We start from the raw sequence: 23,454 nt of genomic DNA on the forward strand, positions 1-23,454 counted from the left end.
GGTCAGATATAGATGCCGCGGGTGATGCCGCCATCCACCGCAATGGATTCGCCGGTGATGGCCGCCGCACGTGGCGACGCCAGGAACAGCACGACGTCGGCGATCTCTTCCACCTGCAGCACGCGGCGGATCGGTGTGGCCTTGGCATAGTTCTGCTCGACCTGTTCGGGGGTGAGGCCTTGCAGCTTGGCTTCCTTCTCATAGAGCTCGTGGATGTGCGGCGTCTCGACCACGCCGGGATGGATCACGTTGACGGTGATGCCGTCCGGGCCCAGCTGGTCCGACAGGGTCTTGGTGAGATGGCAGATGGCCACGTTGCGCATGCCGGACAGCTGCTTGCTGCCGCGCCCGGTCAGTCCGCCGATATTGATGATGCGGCCATAGCCGCCAGCACGCATGTGCGGGGCGACCGCCTTGGCAAAGCGCATGTAGCCGACCACCTTGATGTTGATGTCTTCGAGCAGGCCTTCGGGACTGGCATGCTGGATTTCCGAACGCACCAGACCACCCGGATGGGCCGCGCCATTGACCAGGATGTCGATGCGGCCGAAATGCTGCGCCGCCTGCGCCACGGCCGCTTCCACCTGTTCGGTATTGCTCACGTCGGCAGCGACCGCGATGACTTCGGTGCCGGTGCTCTGGCTGAGCGCACTGGCCACTTCTTCCAGCTTGCCCTTGCTGCGCGCCACGATGGCCACGCGCACGCCTTCACGCGCCAGCGCTTCGGCCACCGCCCGTCCGATGCCCAGGCTGCCGCCAGTGACGACGGCGGCCTTGCCTTGCAGTTTCAATTCCATGCTTGCTCCTTGTTCAATGCCAGGTCATGCCTGTGATGAGGAAAATGATTTACAGCGCCATCTCGATGAGCGCAGGCCCCGTGCCGGCAAAGGCCGCCTGCAGCTGCTGCTGCAATTGCTGCGCGGTCTCGGCGCGCGAAGCCGGCACGCCATAGGACTGCGCCAGTCCCACCCAGTCGATGCGCGGATGGTCCAGCGCCGTCATCTGCGCGGCGCGCTCCCCCAGGGGGGCGCCGTCGCGGCGCAGTTCGTTGCGCAAGATGGCGTACTGGTGATTGGCGGCGATGAGCACCACCACCCTGGCGTTTTCATGCGCCAGCGACCACAGGGTCTGGATGGTGTATTGCGTGCTGCCATCCGAGAGCAGGCCGACCACGGTACGGTCCGGGCAAGCCACCGCCGCCCCCAGCGCCACCGGCAAGCCCTGGCCGATGGCCCCGCCGGTATTGGTCAGCACCGTATGCGGACGGGCCGCGTCCGAGACGGCATAGAAGGGATAGCCGCAAGTGCCGCCCTCGACCGACACGATGGCGCGCTCCGGCAGCTCGCGGGCCAGCACGGCGGCGATCTTCTGCGGCGTCAGCTCGCCCTCGGGCAGCGGCGGCAGCGCGTGCTGTGGCGTCACATAGGCCGGCGCACCCAGCGCATCGGCCAGTTGTTCCACGCGCCCGGCAGCGGGACGGCCCGGCAGGCTGATGGTCAGCAGGCGCTCCGGCGCCACCAGGGCGCTGGGATGGCCGACATAGCCAAAGTAGGTGATCGGCGGCAGCGCCCCCACCAGCACCACCAGGTCCGCGTCATCGAGGACCTTGCGAGCCGGCTCGGGGAAATAAGGCAGGCGATCAAAGGACGGCAGACCCTGGCCGCGCTCGGCGCGCGCCGGGAAGGTTTCAGCGTAGACACTGCATCCGATGTGCGCGGCGATGCGCGCCACGGCGCGCTGGGCGCGCGCGCCCAGGCCGCTCTCTTCACCGCCGCCGCCCAGCAGGAAGACCACCCGCTGCGCGCCCTGGAGACGCGCCAGCGCCTGATCCGCACGGTAGTCGTCGGCTTGCCCGGTGTCTTTTTCAGTGGCCGCAGCAGGGCTCGCCTCCGCCATGTCCGCATACTGGAAATCAGCCGGGAAGATCAGCGTGCTGCCCTGCCCCCCAGCGGCGGTGCTCTGGCGCACCGATTCTGCGGCGGCCGCAGCGATGTCGGCAGTGCCGGTGATGCGGTGGACCCAGCCCGAGACCGGATGCGCCAGCGATTCGATATCCGAGCTCAGCGGCGCGTCGTAGGGCAGGTGCCAGCTGGTATGGTCGCCGATGATGTTGACGATGGGGGTGCGGGCGCGGCGGGCGTTGTGCAGGTTGGCGATGCCATTGGCAAAGCCCGGCCCCAGGTGCAGCAAGGTGCTGGCCGGACGGCCCAGCATGCGGCCATAGCCATCGGCCGCACCGGTGCAGACGTTTTCCTGCAGCGCCACCACGCAGCGCAGCTTGGGGAAACTCTCCAGGCCACGGACCAGGTCCAGTTCGGTGGTGCCGGGGTTAGCGAAACAGGTGTCCACGCCTTGGTCCAGCAGACCGGCCCATAAGGCGTGCGCTCCAGTGTATCGGGTCATTTCTCTTCCTTTGCCGCCAGCGGCCAGCGCCGCGCAGGCGCTTCTACGAGGTTGAACAGACCAGCCAGGCCGCTGCGGCTGGCTGGTTTGCGGCATCGCAATCAATCCGAAATAAAATCATGTATTCTCGTATAGACGAAATTTGTCCATAATTCCGCTTTCCGGATTAATGATTTATTGCTTGATTTTGAATATAAGAGATTTGTGCAATAGGCTTGAGCCCAAATCGGCAATTGGTTGCCGCCGCGCGTTCCCGCGACGTGGGTGGCCGTACAATAGCCAGCCGCTGGCCTCCCTGATGCCCCTGTTGTCCCTGTTATCCCCGTCGTCCTGTTGCCCTGTCGTCTTCACTGCCCTAGACCATGAATAGCCTGAGCCGCATGCTGGAAGTCCTGACCTTGTTCAAGCCCAGCCAACCCGTCATCGACATCGAACTCATCTGTGCGCAGCTGGGTTACACCCCGGCCAGCGCCTATCGCTATGTACGGGAGCTGGGCAATGCTGGTCTGCTGGTGAAGATGCCGCGCGGCTATGCGGTCGGGCCCAAGGTGATCGAACTGGATCGCCACATGACGCAGTTCGACCCGCTGCTCTCGGCCAGCCGCGACATCGTCGGTGACCTGGTGGCGCAGACCGGGCTGGAGTTATTGATCAGCGAGTTGTATGGCTCGACGGTGATCACCATCCTGCAAGAGTCGGGCAGCAATGATGCGCGCCTGAACTTCGGGCGCGGCACGCCCATGGACCTGTTCCACAGCGCCACCGCGCGCGTGATCCTGGCCTATCTGCTGCCGCGCCAGCTGCGCAAGCATTTCGATGGCGCCAGCGCCGAAGAGCTGCGGCTGGTGGGCAGCAACTGGCGCGATTTCTCGAAGGTGATGCTGAAGATCCGCAAGGATGGCTATTGCGTCAGCGAAGGCGAACTGGACGCAGGCAAGACCGGCATCGCCGCGCCCATCTTCGATGAGAAGCAGCGCATCCTGGGCAGCATCACGCTGGCCGGCAATACGGAACGGGTCAATGCCTTCAATCGGGAGTTTCTGTCCGGGCTGATTACGGATGCGGCGCGCAAGATTACGGCGCGGATTGCGGGCTGAAGCGCACGCAAAAAAAACGCCGGTCCCTCGACCGGCGTCCCTGACCTGGTGACAGGCGTTCCTACTGGAATATCTTCTGCGGCACACGCCGCGCCGTCTGCGACGGCAACTCCCCAAACAAGGCCTGATAATCCTCGGCGAAATGGCTGAGGTGGAAAAATCCCCAGCGTGAAGCGATGTCGCCAATCGAGGCTTCCTGGTGGGTGGTGGACAACAGCTCGCGTCGCACGCCGTTCAGGCGCACGCAACGCAGGTAATTCAACGGCGTGGTCTCGGCCACCGTCTGGAAACTGTTCTGCACCGTGCGCCGGCTCACCTGCAGGCGCTGGCAGACCTCGAAGATGCTGGGCACATTGGCGGCGTCGACGATGGTCTGGCGGTGCAGCTTCTCGACGATATAGCTGCGGGTGGTGCTCATCTGGCGCACGGGGTCGCAGTCGGGGGCACAGAGCAAACCCAGCAGCTCGCCCAGCAACGAGGACTCCAGCGCCTGCTCGCGCTGCAGGGTCTGCACGCTGGGCATATCGGCCTGGCGCGGGCCATCGTCGAACTGCAGCATGGCATGCGAAAAGAGCGTCAGCAGCCGCTCGCGGCAGGCGCGCAATCCCTTGGGCGGGACCTTGATGACGGGCTGCTTGAGCAAGGCCGCGATGCGGTCGGGATCGGGCATCTGGTGCAGATGCTCTTCGAACAGGTCGCGGTCGAAGGTCAGCGAGAGCAGGTCGGTGTCCATGGGCATGTGGAACATGAACTCCTCGCCACCCTGCAGGAACAGGATGCTCTTGTCATCGGCTTCGCGTCCCTGCACGTGCGCTGCGCCCGGGGCGGCGATGGGGAAGGCAAAGCAGATCTGGTCCCTGGGCGCCTCGCCATGCTGCACGACGCGCTTGTTGATGCGCTCGCGGAAGGCGTGGCAACGCCGGGTCGACAACTGCATCAGCGAACTCTCCAGCTTGCCCGCGGAAATCTGTGCATAGGTCTGCTTCCATGCGCCAATGGCGGCGGCATGCACATGTACGTCCTGAAAACGGTGAATGCTTTGCAACATGGTCTCTCTCCAAGTGAACCCCGCTTGCTCCCGGCTAGCGTGGCTCTATCTCCATGCATTTAACGTGCCTGCATTTTTAGTTTTTGTGCGTGTGGCCGACATCGGTATCAAGAACCACGATGGCATCGGGTCTGGGGGCCGTGTGGCTTCTGCCTGTTTGTCTTCTTGCTTCTCTATTTTGTGCAAATTTATCTCAAAGCCAAAATTTAGCAAATACTTTTACAATTTTCCAAGCTTTGGTGATGCGCTTTTCAAAATAGTGCAACTTTAGTTTTTTATGCACAACATCAATGCAGACCGGGCAACTATTGGGCAGGCGATCATTCCCGTGCAGCAATACCTCGCTGCCCGGTTGCGCCGAATTGCTCATTTGGGCTAACTGCGCCGCCCTGCAATCGTTACATTCTGGCTGCATGCAGGCGCCTCTGCGTAACTCCCTGCGTAAGCGGCGCGCAAGCTGCCGCACGCCGTATCCCTCGACAACCGCCAACACGAGAATGAGCATGTCTCTCCATCTTCAGCACTTTATTGCAGGCGAGGCCACCGAGGCCTCCGACGGCCAGCGCATGAACCTGGTCAATCCCATCAACGAGGAAATCTACGCCAGTGCAGCGCAAGGCACGGCAGCCGATGTGGCGCGCGCAGTCGCTGCGGCCAAGGCGCAACTGGAAGGCGGGGCCTGGAGCAAGCTCTCGGGCCTGCAACGCGGACAACTGCTGCACAAGCTGGCGGCGCTGGTCGAGCGTGATACCGATCTGCTGGCCGACATGGATGCCCGCGCCATCGGCCGCTCGCCCATGGAGCCGCGCATGATGGATGTGCCCAATGCCATCAGCCATCTGCGCGCTGCGGCCGGCTGGGCCAACCAGATGGAAGGTCGCACCATTCCCACCGCTGGCTATATGGGCAAGCCCACCTTGTCCTATACGGTGCGCGAACCGATCGGCGTGGTCGGGGCGATCCTGCCGTGGAATGCGCCGTTGATGATCACCAGCTGGAAAGTCGCGGCGCTGCTGGCGGCAGGTTGCACGGTGGTGATCAAGCCGGCTGAGGAAACTCCGCAGTCGGCGTTGCACCTGGCGCGCCTGGCGCAGGAGGCAGGCTTCCCGGATGGCGTGATCAATGTGGTGACCGGCTATGGCAATAGCGTCGGACGCGCCCTGTGCGAGCACCCCGATGTGGCCAAGATCAGCTTTACCGGCAGCCCCGAGGCCGGCCGCGCGATCCAGCGCATTGCCGGTGAGCAGTTCAAGCGCGTGACCCTGGAGCTGGGCGGCAAGAGTCCGCAGATCGTCTTTGATGACGCGCCTTTCGAGGATGCACTCTTCGGTTGCACCCTGGGCCTGTTCGTCAACCAGGGCCAGGTGTGCGCGGCGGGTTCGCGCATCCTGGTGCAGCGCAGCCTGGCGCAGCGCTTTGCCAAGGCGCTGGCCGAGGCCGCCGCCGGCATCACGGTGGGCGATCCCAGCCAGCCGGGTGTGCGCATGGGGCCAGTGGCCAAGAAGGCCCAGTTCGAGCGCGTGAACCGCTACATCCAGCAAGGCCTGGATGAGGGCGCCACGCTGCTGGCCGGCGGCGTCTCGCGTCCGGACAAGGGCTGGTTCGTGCAGCCGACCATCTTTGCCGATGCCAACAATGGCATGAGCATTGCCCGCGAGGAAATCTTCGGGCCGGTGGGCACCATCATCAGCTTCGATACCGAAGAAGAAGCCATCGCCCTGGCCAATGATTCCAAGTACGGACTGGCCGCTACGGTCTGGACCACCAACCTGGCGCGCGCGCATCGCGTGGCTGCGGGTGTGAAGGTGGGTGCGGTGGGCGTCAATTGCTGGAGCCCGCTGGACGCCAACCTGCCCTGGGGCGGCATCAAGGACAGCGGCATGGGACGCGAAGGCGGTCTGGCCGGTGCACTGGCCTACACCGAAGAAAAGACCGTGACCGTGCTGCTGGCTTCCTGAGCCTTGCCCTCTTCTCTCCTGATGGACGCAACGCGGCGCGAGCTGCGCTGCGTCCTTTTTTCATCCTTGCCCTGCTGCTGACATGTCCACTCAACCCACTGCCTCGCTCACTATCGACCTGCCCGCCATCGTGGCCAACTGGAAGACGCTTTCCGCACGGGTGGCGCCGGCGCGCTGTGGTGCGGTGGTCAAGGCCGATGCCTATGGACTGGGGGCGACCATGGTGGTGCGCGCGCTGCTGGACGCCGGTTGCCGCGAATTCTTCGTGGCCCTGGTCAGCGAGGGCGTGAGCCTGAAGCAGACGCTGGCGGACCGTTGGCCCAAGGGTGCGCGGCTGCACATCCTGAACGGAACGCTGCCGGGGGATGAACTGCTCTGTCTGCATTACGGCCTCACGCCCGTGCTCAACAGCCTGGAGCAGGTGCGCAGCTGGCAAGGCTATGCGCGCCAACTGGACTTCCCGTTGGCCGCTGCGCTACAGGTCGATACCGGCATGGCGCGGCTGGGGCTGGCGCCGGCAGAAGTGGCGCAGCTGACCGAATCGCGCGCGGGCCTGGCGGGCATCGCGCCGACCTTCCTGATGAGCCACCTGGTCAGCGCCGAGGAAACCGCCAATCCGCTGAACCAGCATCAGCTGGAACGCTTCGTGGCGATACGTCGGCACTGGCCAGAGATTGCCGGGTGCCTGGCCAATTCCTCGGGCATCTTCCTCGGTGCGGATTTCCACTTCGGCTGTGTGCGGCCAGGGGCGGCCTTGTACGGGGTGCATCCGGGCGGCGCGGGGCCCAATCCCATGCGCCCTGTGTTGCGCCTGCAGGCGCCGCTGATCCAGTGGCGCGAGCTCCAGGCCGGCGAATCGGTGGGCTACAACCACACCTGGCAAGCCAGCCGCCCGACCCGCGTGGGCACGATCGCACTGGGCTACGCCGATGGCTATCTGCGCAGCGCCAGCAATCGCGGCGTGCTGCGACTGGAGGGAGTCGAGGCGCCGCTGATCGGGCGTGTCTCGATGGACAGCATCACCGTGGACCTCAGCGCCATCGATCCGGCGCGCTTGCGCCCTGGCCTGCTCTTCGATGTGCTGGATGCGCAGCAAGACATCAACGCCCTGGCCGTGCAGGCCGGCACCAATGCCTATGAGATCCTGACCAGCCTGCGCCATCGCTATCGCCGTCACTACCTGGAGTGAACGCACGCTGCTGTGGAGGCAGCGATGAAAAAAACGGGCCTTGCAATATTGAATTGCAAGGCCCGTCTTTCTTGTGGCGACGCGGTTGGGCGCGCTTACAGTTTGTGGCTGCCCAGGGCGGCGAAGCGCAGGGGTGCGCAGCGGCGCAGGCGCGTGGCCAGCATCACGCCCAGCACGATGGCCAGCGGGATCATCGAACACAAGGCATAGGACATCGAGCGGCTGGCGCCGGTGAGGACATCGAAATGCAGGATGGCGGTGCTGAGAATGTAGAGCAGCGCCAGCAGCGACACGGCCGGCAGGATACGCACGCGCCAGGCGCTGTTGCAGGCCTCGGGGCGGCGGCGGAAATAGCAGATCACGGCGGCCGAGGTCATGATCATGAGCAGCATCAGGCACAGCGCGGCCAGGCTGGAGAACCAGGCGAACAGGTGCAGGATGGGATGGGCGTCGAAGACGGCGAAGAGCGTGACGACCACGGCGGCAATCGCACTTTGTAGCGCCGACCCCATGTGCGGGCTCTGGTAGGTGCGGTGGGTGGTGCCCAGCAGGCGATGCAGCAGGCCATCGCGGCCCACGGCGTAGAAGTAGCGCGCAGCCGAACTGTGGAAGGCCAGCAGGCCGGCATAGATGCTGATGACGAAGAGGATGCGGATGACGGCTGTCAATCCCGGTCCTGCATAGTGATCCGACATCAGGTAGATGAAGGCGGTCGGATCCTGCATGCCCTCGAGCAGCTTGACCACCTTGTCGCTGCCGGCGCCGATGATGAGCGACCAGAGCGAGATGCCGTAGAAGCCGCCGATCAGCAGCACCGAGGTATAGGTGGCGATGGGGATGGCGCGCTTGGGGTTCTTGGCTTCTTCGCCATAGATGGTGGTGGCTTCGAAACCGATGAAGGCGGCAAAGGCAAAGAGCAGGCCGATGGAAGGCGTGCCGCTCATGACGTTGGCGGGGGAGAAGGAATCCAGGTTGACGCCACGGTCGCCGCCCGAACGCAGGATACAGAAATCCAGCACCAGCACCGCCAGGTACTCGGCTACCACCACCACCGAGAGCAGGCGCGCCGACAGGTCGATGTTGCGATAGCCGAGGATGGCCACGCTCAACATCGCCACGGCGGCATAGACCCACCAGGCCAGATGGATGCCGAAGATGTCCGAGAAGGTCGCCGACATCACGCCGCCGAACATGCCATAGAGTCCGATCTGCAGGATGTTGTAGGCGAACATGGCCAGCACCCCGGCCACGCCGCCGGCGATGCCGCCCAGGCCGGCGCTGGAGAAGGCATAGAAACCACCGGCATTGGTGACATGGCGCGCCATGGTGGTGTAGCCCACCGAGAAGGCCAGCAGCAACAGCAGGATCAGCACCAGCAAGGCCGGTGTGCCGGCGCCATTGCCGAGCATGATGCCGATGGGAAAACCACCGGCGATGACGCTCAGCGGACTGGCGGCAGAGACCACGAAGAAGATGATGAAACCCACGCCCAGGGCGTTCTTGCGCAGCGCATTCTCTTCTTTGTCTTGGGTAGTGCAATCGACCTGGCTCATCGGACCCTTACCTTATCTAAAAACACTTGCGTCTCGTCATCGCCTTGATCGTCTCGTGCTTGCAGCGAGGCAAGCGATCATCGGCGTCTTCCGCGCCCGGCGGGCAGCGTGAGGGGTGATGGCATTCTAGAGAGGTGCGGCTTTTTTCTTTAACCCAAATTGGCAGCTAGGTCGCGCCATCCCGGTAGGGCCGCTGCATCAGTGCAGACGATTGTAGGGCGGAAGAAAACGGTGTGGCGCAAGGCCGATGAAGAAAATGCAAGAGCCGGCCCGCGCTGTGGCGGGCCGGCCTCAGTTGCTGACGCAACGCTGACGGAAAAGGAAAAAACTCAGCCCGCCAGCCGCCGCTCGATCAGTTCATAGGCGCGCAGCAGGCCGGCGATGCGCGCATGTTCGAAGTCGAGGTAGAGCGGGCTGTCCTGGCGATACCGCACCAGCCGCTTGCCTTCATGGAAGATGCGCAGGGCCAGGCTCCAGCCATTGTGCCCCTGGACGGCGATGACGCGGATGTCATGCCCGCGATACTGCGCGTGATGGACCTGCTCGCGGTCATTGAGCAGGCGCTTGCCATACAGGCGCAGGTCGGCGCGCGGGCACATCATCGCCCCTTGCGCGCCAGGCGCTGCGCACAACCCAGCACCAGCACAAAGAACACCGGCACGAACAGCACCGCCAGCACCGTGGCGCTGACCATGCCGCCGAAGACGCCGGTGCCGATGGCGCGCTGCGTCTCGGCGCTGGCGCCCGATGCCAGCATGAGCGGCACCACGCCCAGCGCAAAGGCCAGCGAAGTCATCAGGATGGGGCGCAGGCGCAGCACCGAGGCCTTGATCGCCGCCTCGACCAGCCCCATGCCTTCACTGCGCAGCTGGCGGGCGAACTCGACGATCAGGATGGCGTTCTTGGCGGACAGGCCGATGACGGTGATCATGCCCACCTTGAAGAAGACGTCATTGGGCATGTCGCGCAGGATCACCGCCGCGACCGCACCCACCAGGCCCAGCGGCACTACCAGCATTACTGAGAGCGGGATGCTCCAGCTCTCGTAGAGCGCTGCCAGCACCAGGAACACCACCAGCATGGACAAGGCCATCAGCATGGGCGCCTGCGCCGCCGACAGGCGCTCCTGCAGGGACTGTCCGGTCCAGGCCACGGCAAAGCCCGGCGGCAACTGCTGCGCCAGTCTTTCCATCTCGGCCATGGCTTCGCCGCTGGCCACGCCCGGTGCGGCGCTGCCGGAGATGCGCACCGCCGGGAAGCCCTGGTAGCGCTGCAACTGCGTGGGCGCCTCGCGCCAGGAAGCCTTGACCAGTTCGGCCAGCGGCACCATGCCGCCGCTCTGGTTGCGCACATACAGTTTCATCACATCCTCGAGCTGCATGCGCGCGCTGGCCTGGGCTTGCAGGATGACTTGCTGCATGCGCCCGGCGTTGGGGAAGTCATTGACATAGAAGGACCCCATGGCCGCCGACAAGGTATCGCTGATGCTGGAGAACGACACGCCCAGCGCAGCGGCCTTGTGGCGATCGATCTCCAGCTGCACGCTGGCGCCTGCCGGCAGGCCGTCGGAATAGACGCCGCTGAGCTTGCGGCTCTTGGCCGCCAGCGCCAGCAACTGGGCCTCGGCCGCCTTGAGCGCGGCATAGCCCTGGTTGGCGCGGTCCTGCAGACGCATGGCGAAGCCGGAGGAATTGCCCAGTTCTTCAATGGCCGGTGGCAGCAGGCTCATGACCATGCCATCCACGCCGGACTCCATGGCCGCCTGCGCCGCCATGGCCTCGGCGGCGGAAGTGGAGCCCTTGCGCTCCTTCCAGTCCTTCAGTTCGGTAAAGGCCATGGCCGCGTTCGGGCCTGAGCCGGAAAAGCCGAATCCCAGCACCGACAGGTTCGCGCCGATATCCTCGCGCCCCTTCAGATAACGCTCGAACTGATCCACGGCGCGCGCCGTGCGCTCGGTGGTGGCGTCAGCCGGCAGCTGGAAGGAGGTCATGAAATAGCCCTGGTCTTCTTCCGGCAGGAAGGCCGAAGGCAAGGCCTGCATGCCCACCACCAGCAAGCCCGACAGGGCGGCATACACCAGCATCATGCGCAGACCGCGTGCGATCAGCCGGCCCAGTGCCGATTCATAGCGGGCGGTGAGCCGGTTGAACGCGCGGTTGAAGGCGCCGAAGAAGCCGCGCTTGTCGTGATGACCGGCCGGGACCGGGCGCAACAGCGTGGCGCACAGGGCCGGCGTCAGGCTCAGGGCCAGAAAGGCCGAGAACAGGATCGATACCGCCATGGCCACGGAGAACTGCCGATAGATCACGCCCACCGAGCCGCCGGCCAGGGCCATGGGGATGAAGACGGCGGTCAGCACCAGGGTGATGCCGATGATGGCACCGGTGATCTCGCCCATGGCCTTGATGGTGGCTTCGCGCGGTCCCAGGCCTTCATGCGCCATGATGCGCTCGACGTTTTCCACCACCACGATGGCGTCATCGACGATGATGCCGATGGCCAGCACCATCCCGAACATGGTCAGCACGTTGACCGAGTAGCCGGCCAGCTGCATCACCGCCAGCGTCCCCAGCAGCGCGATCGGTGCGACGATGGCCGGGATGACCGTATAGCGCACGTTCTGCAGGAACAGGTACATCACCAGGAACACCAGCACCATGGCCTCGATGAGGGTCTGCACCACCTTCTGGATCGAGATCTTGACGAAGGGCGCCGTGTTGTAGGGCAGCGAGAAGGCCATGCCCTGCGGCAGGCTGGGGCGCAGCTCTTCCATGCGCGCCTGGATGGCCGCCGCAGTGCGCACCGCATTGGCTCCCGGCGAGAGCTGCACGGCGGCGACACCCGCGGGCTTGCCGTTCTCCCGATTGGCAAAAGCATAAGACTGCGCACCCAGCTCCACCCGGGCGACATCGCCCAGCAACACGCGCGAACCATCCGCCTTGGCCTTGAGCACGATGGCGGCGAACTGCGCCGGCGACTGCAATTGCCCCTGGACCGTCAGCGGCATGGCGATCTGCTGGCCGCGTACGGCCGGCGCATCCCCCAGGCGGCCCGGCGCGATCTGGGCGTTCTGCTGGCTGATGGCCGTGCTGATGTCGGTCACGGTCAAGCCATAGGCATTGAGCTTGAAGGGATCGAGCCAGATGCGCATGGCCTGTTCGGCCCCGAACAGTTGCACCCGCCCCACACCTTCCATGCGGCGCAGCTCTTCCACGATGTTGCGCGCCAGGTAATCGTTCAGGCGCACTTCGTCATAGCGGCCATCCACCGAGGTGAGGCTGACCATGAGCAGGAAACTGGAAGCGGCCGACTCCACCGTCACGCCGTTCTGGCGCACTGTCTGCGGCAGGCGGGCTTCGATGGCCTTGAGCTTGTTCTGTACATCCACCTGGGCCAGCTCGGGATCGGTGCCGGGCTTGAAGGTGACGCTGATCTGGGCGGTCCCCGAGGTATCGGCCGAGGACTCGAAGTACAGCAGGTTCTTCACCCCCGAGAGCTCGCGCTCGATCAGGCTGATGACGCCGTCGTTCATGGTCTGGGGCGTGGCGCCCGGATAGGTGGCGTTGATCGAGACCGTCGGCGGGGCGACCGAGGGATAGCGCGCAATGGGCAGCTGGCTCATGGCGATCACGCCGAAGAGCACGATGAACAAGGCGACCACCCAGGCAAAGATGGGACGGTCAATGAAAAAACGAGGCATGCAGAAACTCCATCAGTCGGGCAGGCGATGCGCGCCGGGTCGGCGGGATGACAGCATTTTTGCCCCTTAGGGCAGGCCGACAGTACAATCGCGAGCGAAGGCGGAGTCTGGGCGATGAGCGTGATGATTGCGCGATACAACGATGGAGTTTTGATGGAGAAGGAAAGATTGTCCCCCATGCACACCGGTGAACCGGCCCCGACCACAGCGCCGCCAGCGGCTGGCGCCCTGATCCTCATTGCCGAGGATGCGCCCGAGATCGCCGAGATCCTGGCCGCCTACCTGGCCCGCAATGGCATGCGTAGCGTGCATGCCGCCGATGGTGCGCGGGCGCTGGAGCTGCATCTGGCGCTCAAGCCCGACCTGGTGCTGCTGGATATCCAGATGCCGCAGGTCAATGGCTGGCAGGTGCTGTCGCAAATCCGCCAGCGCGACAATACCCCCGTCATCCTGCTCACCGCCCTGGACCAGGACGTGGACAAGCTGACGGGCCTGCGCATCGGCGCCGACGATTACGTGGTCAAGCCCTTCAACCCGGCCGAGGTGGTGGCGCGGGTGGAGGCAGTCCTGCGCCGCAGCCTGCCGCGCGAAGAGCGCGATGACCGCCAGGTGCTGCGTGTTCCGCCATTCGTGATCGACTTCGAGCAGCACGAGGTGGTGGCCGAGATCGAGGGGGTGAGCCATACCCTGGTGCTCACCCTGACCGAATTCAAGCTGCTGGCCCAGCTGGCGCGCGCGCCCCGCCGCGTGTTCAGCCGCGCCGAGCTGCTGGCCTCCTGCCTGCCCGAAGGCGATACGCTGGAACGCACCGTGGACAGCCACGTCAGCAAGCTGCGCAAGAAGCTGGAAGACCTGGGCATCGCCGGCATCCCGGTGAGCATACGCGGCGTGGGCTACCGCTTCCAGCAAGGCAGTTGAGGAGAGGCTGGTGAAGCACGGGACCTTCTTCTCGATCTGGCGCAGCAAAGGACTGGCGCGCCAGATCGTCACCGCGGTCGTGGTCCTGGCGGTGGCGATCATGCTCATGGTGCTGCTGGGTTCGTATGCCTTCTATTCGACCATGTTCATCTTCTTCCCCACAGCCATGTCAGCGCCGGACAGCTGGCTGCCCTCGCCGGTGGAGTGGGGCTGGATCCTGGTCACCACCCTGATCGGCCTGTCCATCGCGCTGTGGGTGGCGGTGCGGCTGTCGCGCCGCATCCTCACGCCCCTCAATTCGGTGGCTACCAGCCTGCGTCGGGTCGCGCAGGGCGACCTGTCGGCGCGTGCCGCCGCCGAACGGCAACCGCTGGACGAGGCCTGGCAGCTCATCAATGACTTCAATGCCATGGCTGAGCGGCTGGAGCGCGTCCAGCAGGAACGCATCTTCTGGAACGCCGCCATCGCCCATGAACTGCGCACGCCGGTGACGATCTTGCGCGGCCGCCTGCAAGGGCTGTCGGACGGCGTGTTCCAGCCCGAACCGGCGCTCTTCTCCAGCCTGCTGGCCCAGGTCGAAGGCCTGGGCCGGCTGATCGAGGACCTGCGCATCGTCGGCCTGGCCGAGAGCGGCCATCTGCGCGTGCAGCTGCAGGAGACCGATCTGCAGGCCGACATCATGACCGTGCTCAAGGCCTGCGAACCGGCGCTGCAGGAGAAGGGCTTCCGGCTGCTGCTGGAGACTGGCGTGCAGCGCAGCCGCTGCGATCCTGTGCGTATCCGCCAGGCGCTGCTGGCCTTGCTGGAAAACGTCTTGCAGCACGCCTCTCCAGGGCCCCTGCGCATCAGCACGCGCAGCCTCGCCGGCATGCACAGCCTGTGCGTGGAAGACAGCGGCCCCGGCATTGCCGCCAGCGATGCGCAGATGATCTTCGACGCCTTCCACCGTGGCGCGCGCGCCGGCGACGCCCAGCAGAAAGGCAGCGGCCTGGGGCTGGCCGTGGTGCGCGCCATTGCCAGCGCGCATCATGGTACGGCCGATTGCCGCGCCTCAGAGCTGGGCGGCGCTTGCTTCGAAGTGCGCTGGCCTCATTGAGCAATGATGTGTATATTTTCTTCAGGCAGTTGGCTGGAAGAATGAGCACATAAAGCTCACAAAGCTCACAAAAATCACGAACATCAGAGGGGTCAGACAAACTCGGCGGACCAAGGGGGGGACACCATGCGCAGATCCGGAGCAAGGCGGGTGCTGGCGGGCGTGTTGTTGCTGTGGGCGTTCATGCAGGCCGGATGGGCGCAGGAGCGCAAGACCATTGCACTGGGTTTCACCGGCCGCTTGTCCGAGCCGATCGCCCAGAGCGCGCTGCAGGGCGCCCAACTGGCCATCGACGAGGCCAATGCGCTGGCGGCAAAGCGACGCTCGCCACTACGCTTTGAGCTGTTGCCGCAGGACGATCACGGCAACGAGAACTTCGCCGTCAATATCGCCCGCTATTACGTCAAGGAAAAGGTCGCCGGCGTCATTGGCCCCTGGAGCAGCGATGCCGCCCTGGCCACTGCCGCGATCTATGAAAGCGCACAGATTCCGCAGATCGGCTTTACCGCCACCAGCAGCCAATGGACCGGCATGGGCAACCGTATGCCCTTCCGTGTCGTGGGCGGCACCCGCGAGCTGGCCGCCACGCTGGCCGAGGTGGCCACGCGCTCGCTGCAGGGACGACGCATCTTCGTGATCCAGAGCGACGCGGCCTATAGCCGCGCACTGGCCGACACGCTGGTCGAGAACCTGGGCGGCAGCGCCCAGCAGATCGCACTGGCGCGCTACCAGGTGGGTCGCCGCAGCACCGACTTCCATGCCGCGCTGAAGGCGGCCGAAGCGCACCAGGCCGATGTCATCGTCTTCGTGGGCCTGTATCCGCAAGCGCGGGCCTTCATCGACGGAGCCAACCGGACCCGCACGACGGCGCGCCTCCTGCTCACCGGCGGCGCCAGCAACCTGAGCCTCCCAGCGCCGCTGGAACTGCGCCTGCATGTGCTGGAATACGAAATCGCCCGCCCCCATTGCCCGCAATGGAAAGTGGTGACGCAAACCTACCAGCGCCGCTTCGGCGCCGCGCCCACCACGTACTCCTTCTACGCCTACGATGCCGCCAGCGTGCTGACCGCCGCCATTGTCCAGGCTGGCAGCGACAATGGCGACAAGATCGCCACCGCGCTGCACCGGATGCGCCATGCAGGGCTGCATGGAACGTTGAGCTTCGACGCCACCGGCGCCAATGCCCATCCGCGCTATACCTTGTTGCGCTATCAGGAGCGGTGGCAGGCGGTGGAGGTCTTTGCGCCGGGCAGCGCCAATGCACGGCAGGAGGCGTGCAGTTAGCGTTTGGCCTCAGATATCCCGCGCACCCGGCCAAAATGACAAACCCCTCGTTCCGGGAGGAAGCGAGGGGTTGCCTGGGAAGCGCAGGCTACCTTATGCGGGTAGCCTCTCATGCATGGCGTCAGAACGGAATATCGTCATCCATATCCGAGAAGTTGGGCGCCGGACGCTGGGCCGGCTGCTGGCGCGGAGCACTGCTGCCACCACCACCGCCGCCACCGGCGCTCTGACGCGGAGCGCCGCCGCCGTAGCTGCCGCCACCGCCGCCACCATAGCCGCCCTCATCCATGCCGCCGCCACCGCCGCCCTGGCGGCTGCCCAGCATCTGCATGGTGTCGGCGATGATTTCGGTGGTGTAGCGCTCCACGCCTTCCTTGTCCTGCCACTTGCGGGTCTGCAGGCGGCCTTCGACGTAGATCTGCGAACCCTTCTTCAGGTACTGGCCGGCGATTTCAGCGAGCTTGCGGTAGAAGGTGATGCGGTGCCATTCGGTGAGTTCCTTCTTTTCGCCGGTGTTCTTGTCCTTCCAGCTCTCGGTCGTGGCCACGGCGATGTTGGTGACGGCTTCGCCATTGGGCATGTAGCGCGTTTCCGGATCGCGTCCGAGGTTACCGACGATGATGACTTTGTTGACCGATGCCATTGTTTCTCCTGAATACGTTTAGGCTGTTGCACCCGCCGCCGGCGCAGAGCGGCGCGGCAGGTTTTTCATGTTAGCCGCGATTATAAGCCAGGTCAGCGTGACCACAGCCGATAACGCAAAGACCTCCGAAATCCCGACATTTTGCTTGATCCATCCCCCCAGGGCGCCGCCGCAGGACAGTCCCAGCGCCTGCAGGGTGTTGTAGACGCCCAGGGCGGCGCCCTTGGCGGCGGGCGGTGCGATGCGCGACACCAGCGAGGGCTGCGAGGCTTCCAGGATGTTGAAAGCCACAAAGAACAGGAACAGCAGCGCCACCAGCATCCACCAATGTCCCAGCGGATGGGACAGCACCGCCCAGAAGCCCAGCTGCACCAGCAACATCAGGCCGATGGCGCCCAGGAAGACCTGTTTCATGCGGCCATACTTCTCGGCCACGAAGACCGGCGGCAGCATCAATACGAAGGACGCCAGCACCACCGGCAGGTAGATCTTCCAGTGCTCACCCAGCGGCAGGCCGGCCAGTTGCACCAGCGCGCCGGGCACCACCATGAACATCGCCACCTGGGTCAGGTGCAGCGTGAATACGCCGAAGTTCAGGCGCATCAGCTCGCCATGGCGCAGCACTTCCCTGAGCGGCACCCGCCGGGCCTGGACCAGCGGCGCGGCCGGTACGACCCATACCACCACGGCGATGGCGATCAGCGAGAGCACGCCGGTCAGGCCAAAGATGCCGCCCATGCCGATGGACTTGTAGAGCAGCGGCGAGGCCACCATCGAGACCGCGAAGGTCACGCCGATGGACGCGCCCACCATGGCCATGGCCTTGGTACGGTGCTCTTCGCGGGTGGAGTCGGCGATGAAGGCCGTGATGGCCGCCGAGATCGCGCCGGAACCCTGCAAGGCCCGCCCCACCAGCAGCCAGATCACGCTGGTGGCGGCGGCGGCGACGAAGGAGCCCAGCGCGAAGAGCAGCAGCCCGATCACGATGATGCGCTTGCGGCCATAGCGGTCCGAGGCGATGCCGTAGGGGATCTGGCCGAAGGCCTGGGCCAGGCCGTAGATGCCCAGGGCGATGCCGACCAGGGTGTCGTTGTCGCCGCCGGGCAGGCTGTGGGCGTGCACGGCAAAGACCGGCAAGACCAGGAACAGACCCAGCATGCGCAGGGAAAAGATGGAAGCCAGGGAGGCGCTGGCGCGCACTTCGGCGCGCGACATGCCGGCTTTGGCGGGCTGTGCGGATGAACTCGTGGCGTGAGACATACAGGTAAAGACTGGCGTTGGCGGCCGCGCCGCCTTTCATGAGGGCGGCACTGGCGAGCAAAGACGCTATGGTAACAGCATCGGCCAGCCCGCCGTCAGGTTGAGCTAGGACCGCCCGGTCGATTGTTCTCAGTGAATTGTGGTGCGTCAAACCAACACTTCAAGGGACGACAGGTTAACCATGGAAGAATTATGACGACATGAACTGACAAATTTGTCAGTGAGTAGATTCTTTATGCCAAAATATCGAACTGCTCATTTTTCCTGCCATTTCCTATAAAAGCTTGCGGCGTCAACGATTGACTTTTCGCAAAGCAACATACCCCGCCAAGAAAAATAAGCCGATCACGTGTATCGAGGGGGAGAAGACCCTGTTCGACGCAGCGAGCAAGACGCTCGTGCTACGTCGCCGCGGTTTTCCATATTGCAATTTTTCCCGCGGGCCCTCTGTTGGCTCGCATTCAGTGTCCAGTATGTTCTTGATCAAATCGCCCGCCATCAACAAGGTAGGCCCATCTGTTAGCGCAACGCCCGCATCGACCTACGGTGAACGGGCCACCTTCGCTCGCTTCGGCTGGCTGCTGCTGGTCTTAGCCGGCCTGGCGTGGCTGCTGCCGGGCATCTTCGGACACGGTCCCTGGAAGCAGGACGAGACCTATACCTTCGGCGTCATCCATCACATGCTGGTCTCGGGTGAGTACCTGGTCCCCACCAATGCGGGCCAGCCTTTCATGGAAAAGCCGCCCTTGTATTACTGGACGGCCATGCTGCTGGCCAAGCTGCTCTACCCGCTGCTGCCCTACCACGAGGGTGCGCGGCTGGCCAGCGTGCTCTACAACCTGGTCACGCTGGTGTTCGTGGCGCGTATCGCCCAGTTGATGTGGAACGAGCGCCGGGTGCTGAGCCTGCCGGTGCTGGGGACGGTGGCCCTGTTTGCCGGCTCCCCGGGCATGATCAAGCACGCCCACGACATGTTCACCGATGTGGCCCTGGTCACCGGCGGCGCTATGGCCATCTATGGCCTGCTGGCCATCGCCCTCAATGAAGAGCGTCGCGCCCCGTCGTGGTCGGCCGCCTTCTGGTTCGGCCTGGGCGTAGGCATTACCCAGATGACCAAGGGCCTGTTCGTGCCGCTGACCTTCGCCGCCACGGCCATGGCCGTGGGCGTGCTGGTGCGCCCCTGCCGCAGCCTGTCGTACTGGAAGATGGTGGGCGCAGCCGTGCTGGTGTCGCTGCCCTTCTTCGTGGTCTGGCCGGCCTTGCTGGCGCAGCATTCGGTGCCGCTGTTCATGGAATGGTTCTGGGACAACAACGTCGGCCGCTTCTTCGGTTTCTCGGTCTATAAGCTGGGCTCGGACAACGATCACACGGTGATCCTGCGCGCCCTGATCGGCTTCGCCCTGCCGGGCTCGGTACTGGCCGTGCTGGCGCTGGCCACCGGCGACTGGCGTCAGACCGGCTCGCCGCGCGTGGCGCTGCCGCTGGCCTTCGCGGCCATCAGCCTGGCGGTGCTGCAAAGCTCGGCCACGGCGCGCCAGCTCTATCTGCTACCGGTGCTGCTGCCGCTGGCCTTGCTGGGCGCGCGCGCCATCGCGCGGCTGCCCAATGCCTTCCACCTGGGCTGGGACTGGTTCTCGCGCATCGCCTTCGGTGTGCTGGCGGCGGCGATCTGGGCGATCTACGTGGTCTCGTCCCTGCCGGCGGCGGATCATCACTGGATCGACTTCATGGGCCAGTGGCTGCCGCTGAACTTCGTCACGCCCCTGCAACCGCTGGCGCTGGCTGCCGCTGTCGGCATGAGCGTCCTGTGGCTGTGGGGTCTGGGCCAGTTGCGCCTGGCCGGCCAGTGGCGCGGTGCATTGAGCTGGTTTGCCGGCATCACGTTGATGTGGGGCCTGGCCTTCACCCTGCTCTTGCCCTGGGCCGACTATGGCAAGAGTTATGAATTTGTCTATACCGACCTGAAGCAGCAGATCGCCGCCCAATGGCAGGACGGCGACTGCATGGCCAGCGAGAACCTGGGCGAATCCGAGGCGCCGATGCTGTATTACTACACCGGCATCCTGCATCAGCCCATCGATGGCGTCTATCAGACCCAGTGCCGCTGGGTGCTGCTGGAAACACCAGGCAATACGCCGCTGCCGCAGGGCCAGTGGAAACTGTTCTGGGAAGGCCGCCGCGATGGTGACGATGGGCAACTGCTCAAGGTCTACCGGCGCGCCGACTGACGGCCGCCATTGGCGACACTGCGCAAGCCGGCTTCGCGCCGGCTTTTTTCATGGCTGTGCTTTCATTTTGGGCAGCCGTTCCCACATGGGATTTCTGCCACTGTGGCCGCGCCTGTGGGCCCTGCCCAGTCCTGTTATAGTTACATGTTGTCCCACCGCTGCTCCGCGCACGGCGTCATTGCACGCGGGGGCAGGAAACCCCTAGCTGAAGGCATCCATGGAAGAAATTCGCATTCGCGGCGCGCGCACGCATAACCTCAAGAATATCAACCTAGACCTCCCCCGCAACAAGCTCATCGTCATCACCGGGCTGTCCGGTTCGGGCAAGTCATCGCTGGCCTTCGATACGCTCTATGCCGAGGGTCAGCGCCGCTACGTGGAGTCGCTGTCGGCCTATGCGCGCCAGTTCCTGCAACTGATGGAAAAGCCCGATGTGGACATGATCGAAGGCCTGTCCCCGGCGATTTCCATCGAGCAGAAGGCGACCTCGCACAACCCGCGCTCCACCGTGGGCACGGTCACCGAGATCCACGACTACCTGCGCCTGCTGTACGCCCGCGTCGGCACGCCCTACTGCCCCGACCACCCCGAACATCCGCTGGAGGCCCAATCGGTCTCGCAGATGGTCGATGCCGTGCTGGCGCTGCCGGAAGACACCAAGCTGATGATCATGGCGCCGGTGGTAGCCAACCGCAAGGGCGAGCATGCCGACCTGTTCGAAGAGATGCAGGCCCAGGGCTTCGTGCGCTTCCGCATCCAGAGCGGCACCGGCACGGCCAAGGTGTATGAAGTCGATGACCTGCCCAAGCTCAAGAAGACCGAGAAGCACACCATCGACGTGGTCATCGACCGCGTCAAGGTCAAGGCGGACATCAAGCAGCGCCTGGCCGAGAGCTTCGAGACCGCGCTGCGCCTGGCCGATGGCCGCGCCATCGCGCTGGAGATGGACAGCGGCAAGGAGCACCTGTATTCCAACAAGTTCGCCTGCCCCATCTGCGGCTATTCGCTGCAGGAGCTGGAGCCGCGCCTGTTCTCCTTCAACAACCCCATGGGCGCCTGCCCGGAATGCGATGGCCTGGGCCATATCGAGTTCTTCGATCCCAAGCGCATCGTCGCCTTCCCCAACCTGTCGCTGGCCTCGGGCGCGATCAAGGGCTGGGATCGCCGCAACCAGTTCTATTTCCAGATGCTCACCAGCATCGCTGCCTACTACGGCTTCGACCTGGATGTGCCCTTCGAGCAGCTCGACGACAAGGCCCAGCAAGCTGTGCTCTATGGCTCGGGCCGCCAGACCATTCCGTTTGCCTACGTCAACGAGCGCGGGCGCACCGTGGTCAAGGAGCACACCTTCGAGGGCGTGGTCAACAACCTGCAGCGCCGCTATCGCGAAACCGATTCGATGGCGGTCAAGGAAGAGCTGGCCAAGTTCATCAACGAGAAGCAGTGCCCGTCCTGCCATGGCGCGCGCCTGCGGGTGGAAGCGCGTTACGTGAAGGTGGGCAGCGGCAAGCAGCAGCGCGCCATCTATGAAGTGGCCGCTACGCCCCTGCGCGAGACCCTGTCCTTCTTCGAGACCCTGAAGCTGACCGGAGCAAAGAAGGAAATCGCCGACCGCATCATCAAGGAAATCGTCTCGCGCCTGACCTTCCTCAACAACGTCGGCCTGGACTACCTCTCGCTGGAACGCAGCGCCGATACGCTCTCCGGCGGCGAAGCCCAGCGCATCCGCCTGGCCTCGCAGATCGGCTCGGGCCTGACCGGTGTGATGTATGTGCTGGATGAACCTTCCATCGGCCTGCACCAGCGCGACAACGACCGCCTCATCGATACGCTCAAGCACCTGCGCGACATCGGCAACACCGTGCTGGTGGTGGAACACGATGAAGACGCCATCCGCACCGCCGACTACGTGGTGGACATGGGTATCGGCGCGGGCGTGCATGGCGGTGACGTGATCGCCCATGGTCCACTGCCGGACATCCTCAAGAACAAGAAGTCGCTGACGGCCAAGTATCTCAATGGCTCGCTGGAAATTGCGGTACCCAAGAAGCGCACCCCCTGCGACGAATCGCGCATGCTGACCATCAGCGGCGCCACCGGCAACAACCTGAAGAACGTCGACCTGGAACTGCCGGTGGGCCTCTTGACCTGCGTGACCGGCGTGTCCGGTTCGGGCAAGTCGACGCTGGTCAACGATACCCTGTACCTGTCAGCGGCCCGTCACCTGTATGGCTCGCAGACCGAACCGGCCGCGCATGAGGCCATCGGCGGACTGGAACACTTCGACAAGGTCATTGCCGTGGACCAGGCCCCGATCGGCCGCACCCCGCGCTCCAACCCGGCTACCTACACGGGCCTGTTCACGCCGATCCGCGATCTGTTCGCCACCGTGCCCATGGCCAAGGAACGCGGCTACAGCGCCGGGCGCTTCTCCTTCAACGTCAAGGGCGGCCGCTGCGAAGCCTGCCAGGGCGATGGCGTGATCAAGGTGGAGATGCACTTCCTGCCGGACGTGTACGTGCCTTGCGACGTCTGCCACGGCAAGCGCTACAACCGCGAGACGCTGGAAGTGCAGTACAAGGGCAAGAACATCACCGAGATCCTCGACATGACGGTGGAAGACGCGCACGAGTTCTTCAAACCCGTGCCGCTGATCGCCCGCAAGCTGCAGACGCTGCTGGATGTGGGCCTGGGCTATATCAAGCTTGGCCAGAGCGCCACCACCCTCTCGGGCGGCGAGGCGCAGCGCGTGAAGCTGTCGCTGGAACTGTCCAAGCGCGATACCGGCCGCACGCTCTATATCCTGGATGAGCCGACCACCGGCCTGCACTTCCACGATATCGACCTACTGCTCAAGGTGATCCATCGCCTGCGCGACCAGGGCAATACGGTGACCATCATCGAGCACAACCTGGATGTCATCAAGACCGCCGACTGGATCATCGACCTGGGCCCCGAGGGCGGTGCGGGCGGCGGTCGTATCGTGGCCGCCGGCACGCCCGAGGAGGTGGCGAAGAACCCGGCCAGCGTCACCGGCAAGTACCTGGCGCCGCTGTTGAAGAAGAAGTCGAAGTAAA

The 23,454-nt window shown here is 64.6% G+C and carries 17 protein-coding genes; 8 read left to right on the forward strand and 9 right to left on the reverse strand.

Translation table 11 applies throughout. From position 1 onward, the window contains the following. Nucleotides 1-2 precede the first annotated feature (2 nt). Both ACP92_RS19680 and ACP92_RS19685 read right to left on the reverse strand, forming a co-directional pair. Entirely contained in the window at nucleotides 3-797 is a 795-nt protein-coding gene (locus tag ACP92_RS19680) for an SDR family NAD(P)-dependent oxidoreductase (RefSeq protein WP_013235881.1), read from the reverse strand. A 49-nt stretch (nucleotides 798-846) separates the two neighbouring features. After that, nucleotides 847-2,403 (reverse strand): acetolactate synthase large subunit, encoded by a 1,557-nt coding sequence (locus ACP92_RS19685; RefSeq protein ID WP_041311222.1) that lies wholly within the window; start codon nucleotides 2,401-2,403, stop codon nucleotides 847-849. Nucleotides 2,404-2,765: 362 nt separating this feature from the next. Between ACP92_RS19685 and ACP92_RS19690 the strand changes: the two genes are divergently transcribed. Beyond that, nucleotides 2,766-3,500 carry an IclR family transcriptional regulator gene (locus tag ACP92_RS19690; RefSeq protein ID WP_013235883.1) on the forward strand — a complete coding sequence of 245 codons (735 nt, stop codon included), beginning with the start codon at nucleotides 2,766-2,768 and terminating at the stop codon, nucleotides 3,498-3,500. 61 nt (nucleotides 3,501-3,561) lie between these two features. Here ACP92_RS19690 and ACP92_RS19695 read toward each other — a convergent pair whose 3' ends face one another. After that, on the reverse strand, nucleotides 3,562-4,548 hold the full coding sequence (locus ACP92_RS19695) for a helix-turn-helix domain-containing protein (protein WP_013235884.1): 987 nt from the start codon (nucleotides 4,546-4,548) through the stop codon (nucleotides 3,562-3,564). Nucleotides 4,549-4,741: 193 nt separating this feature from the next. Then, nucleotides 4,742-5,053, reverse strand: coding sequence for a hypothetical protein (locus ACP92_RS19700; RefSeq protein ID WP_041311223.1), 312 nt, complete (start codon nucleotides 5,051-5,053; stop codon nucleotides 4,742-4,744). Here ACP92_RS19700 and ACP92_RS19705 point away from each other — a divergent pair. After that, nucleotides 5,052-6,506: an aldehyde dehydrogenase family protein gene (locus ACP92_RS19705; RefSeq protein WP_013235885.1), complete on the forward strand. Its 1,455-nt coding sequence runs from the start codon at nucleotides 5,052-5,054 to the stop codon at nucleotides 6,504-6,506. The genes ACP92_RS19700 and ACP92_RS19705 overlap by 2 nt on opposite strands. A gap of 82 nt (nucleotides 6,507-6,588) precedes the next feature. Continuing rightward, entirely contained in the window at nucleotides 6,589-7,695 is a 1,107-nt protein-coding gene (alr, locus tag ACP92_RS19710; protein ID WP_013235886.1) for an alanine racemase, read from the forward strand. A gap of 95 nt (nucleotides 7,696-7,790) precedes the next feature. Here the strand turns inward: alr and ACP92_RS19715 are convergent, their stop codons facing one another. The 3 genes from ACP92_RS19715 to ACP92_RS19725 all read right to left on the reverse strand — a co-directional run bounded on the left by ACP92_RS19715 (nucleotide 7,791) and on the right by ACP92_RS19725 (nucleotide 12,948). Further along, nucleotides 7,791-9,248 (reverse strand): APC family permease, encoded by a 1,458-nt coding sequence (locus ACP92_RS19715; RefSeq protein ID WP_013235887.1) that lies wholly within the window; start codon nucleotides 9,246-9,248, stop codon nucleotides 7,791-7,793. A gap of 329 nt (nucleotides 9,249-9,577) precedes the next feature. Continuing rightward, nucleotides 9,578-9,850, reverse strand: a complete 273-nt coding sequence (locus ACP92_RS19720; protein ID WP_231944381.1) for a hypothetical protein — start codon at nucleotides 9,848-9,850, stop codon at nucleotides 9,578-9,580. Next, nucleotides 9,847-12,948 carry an efflux RND transporter permease subunit gene (locus ACP92_RS19725; RefSeq protein ID WP_013235888.1) on the reverse strand — a complete coding sequence of 1,034 codons (3,102 nt, stop codon included), beginning with the start codon at nucleotides 12,946-12,948 and terminating at the stop codon, nucleotides 9,847-9,849. The genes ACP92_RS19720 and ACP92_RS19725 overlap by 4 nt, the downstream gene beginning before the upstream one ends. A 177-nt stretch (nucleotides 12,949-13,125) precedes the next feature. On the opposite strand from ACP92_RS19725, the gene ACP92_RS19730 reads away from it, so the two are divergent. The 3 genes from ACP92_RS19730 (at nucleotide 13,126) to ACP92_RS19740 (ending at nucleotide 16,246) form a co-directional block, all read left to right on the forward strand. After that, nucleotides 13,126-13,866 (forward strand): response regulator, encoded by a 741-nt coding sequence (locus ACP92_RS19730; RefSeq protein ID WP_048348624.1) that lies wholly within the window; start codon nucleotides 13,126-13,128, stop codon nucleotides 13,864-13,866. A 10-nt stretch (nucleotides 13,867-13,876) separates the two neighbouring features. Next, complete coding sequence (locus tag ACP92_RS19735; protein WP_048348625.1) at nucleotides 13,877-14,962, forward strand: ATP-binding protein; 1,086 nt, start codon at nucleotides 13,877-13,879, stop codon at nucleotides 14,960-14,962. Nucleotides 14,963-15,088: 126 nt separating this feature from the next. Next, a complete protein-coding gene (locus ACP92_RS19740; protein ID WP_013235891.1) occupies nucleotides 15,089-16,246 on the forward strand; it encodes a branched-chain amino acid ABC transporter substrate-binding protein in 1,158 nt (385 codons plus the stop codon). A gap of 121 nt (nucleotides 16,247-16,367) precedes the next feature. Here the strand turns inward: ACP92_RS19740 and ssb are convergent, their stop codons facing one another. Next, complete coding sequence (gene ssb / locus ACP92_RS19745; protein ID WP_013235892.1) at nucleotides 16,368-16,889, reverse strand: single-stranded DNA-binding protein; 522 nt, start codon at nucleotides 16,887-16,889, stop codon at nucleotides 16,368-16,370. 18 nt (nucleotides 16,890-16,907) lie between these two features. After that, nucleotides 16,908-18,104 carry an MFS transporter gene (locus ACP92_RS19750; protein WP_013235893.1) on the reverse strand — a complete coding sequence of 399 codons (1,197 nt, stop codon included), beginning with the start codon at nucleotides 18,102-18,104 and terminating at the stop codon, nucleotides 16,908-16,910. A 518-nt stretch (nucleotides 18,105-18,622) separates the two neighbouring features. On the opposite strand from ACP92_RS19750, the gene ACP92_RS19755 reads away from it, so the two are divergent. Together ACP92_RS19755 and uvrA are read left to right on the forward strand one after the other, a co-directional pair. Next, nucleotides 18,623-20,377 (forward strand): ArnT family glycosyltransferase, encoded by a 1,755-nt coding sequence (locus ACP92_RS19755; RefSeq protein ID WP_013235894.1) that lies wholly within the window; start codon nucleotides 18,623-18,625, stop codon nucleotides 20,375-20,377. Nucleotides 20,378-20,594: 217 nt separating this feature from the next. Continuing rightward, on the forward strand, nucleotides 20,595-23,453 hold the full coding sequence (gene uvrA, locus ACP92_RS19760) for an excinuclease ABC subunit UvrA (RefSeq protein ID WP_013235895.1): 2,859 nt from the start codon (nucleotides 20,595-20,597) through the stop codon (nucleotides 23,451-23,453). The last annotated feature ends 1 nt before the right edge of the window (nucleotide 23,454 follow it).

The sequence above is a fragment of the Herbaspirillum seropedicae genome (assembly GCF_001040945.1).
Classification (GTDB): Bacteria; Pseudomonadota; Gammaproteobacteria; order Burkholderiales; family Burkholderiaceae_D; genus Herbaspirillum; species Herbaspirillum seropedicae.

Bases quoted from the DNA above. Each gene is read 5' to 3' on its own strand.
- ACP92_RS19720 (WP_231944381.1), bottom strand. From the start codon at position 9,850: ATGATGTGCCCGCGCGCCGACCTGCGCCTGTATGGCAAGCGCCTGCTC.
- ACP92_RS19690 (WP_013235883.1), top strand. From the start codon at position 2,766: ATGAATAGCCTGAGCCGCATGCTGGAAGTCCTGACCTTGTTCAAGCCC.
- ACP92_RS19680 (WP_013235881.1), bottom strand. From the start codon at position 797: ATGGAATTGAAACTGCAAGGCAAGGCCGCCGTCGTCACTGGCGGCAGC.
- alr (WP_013235886.1), top strand. From the start codon at position 6,589: ATGTCCACTCAACCCACTGCCTCGCTCACTATCGACCTGCCCGCCATC.
- ACP92_RS19695 (WP_013235884.1), bottom strand. From the start codon at position 4,548: ATGTTGCAAAGCATTCACCGTTTTCAGGACGTACATGTGCATGCCGCC.
- ssb (WP_013235892.1), bottom strand. From the start codon at position 16,889: ATGGCATCGGTCAACAAAGTCATCATCGTCGGTAACCTCGGACGCGAT.
- ACP92_RS19740 (WP_013235891.1), top strand. From the start codon at position 15,089: ATGCGCAGATCCGGAGCAAGGCGGGTGCTGGCGGGCGTGTTGTTGCTG.
- ACP92_RS19725 (WP_013235888.1), bottom strand. From the start codon at position 12,948: ATGCCTCGTTTTTTCATTGACCGTCCCATCTTTGCCTGGGTGGTCGCC.
- ACP92_RS19700 (WP_041311223.1), bottom strand. From the start codon at position 5,053: ATGCTCATTCTCGTGTTGGCGGTTGTCGAGGGATACGGCGTGCGGCAG.
- ACP92_RS19750 (WP_013235893.1), bottom strand. From the start codon at position 18,104: ATGTCGCGCGCCGAAGTGCGCGCCAGCGCCTCCCTGGCTTCCATCTTT.
- ACP92_RS19685 (WP_041311222.1), bottom strand. From the start codon at position 2,403: ATGACCCGATACACTGGAGCGCACGCCTTATGGGCCGGTCTGCTGGAC.
- ACP92_RS19755 (WP_013235894.1), top strand. From the start codon at position 18,623: ATGTTCTTGATCAAATCGCCCGCCATCAACAAGGTAGGCCCATCTGTT.
- uvrA (WP_013235895.1), top strand. From the start codon at position 20,595: ATGGAAGAAATTCGCATTCGCGGCGCGCGCACGCATAACCTCAAGAAT.
- ACP92_RS19705 (WP_013235885.1), top strand. From the start codon at position 5,052: ATGTCTCTCCATCTTCAGCACTTTATTGCAGGCGAGGCCACCGAGGCC.
- ACP92_RS19715 (WP_013235887.1), bottom strand. From the start codon at position 9,248: ATGAGCCAGGTCGATTGCACTACCCAAGACAAAGAAGAGAATGCGCTG.
- ACP92_RS19730 (WP_048348624.1), top strand. From the start codon at position 13,126: ATGCACACCGGTGAACCGGCCCCGACCACAGCGCCGCCAGCGGCTGGC.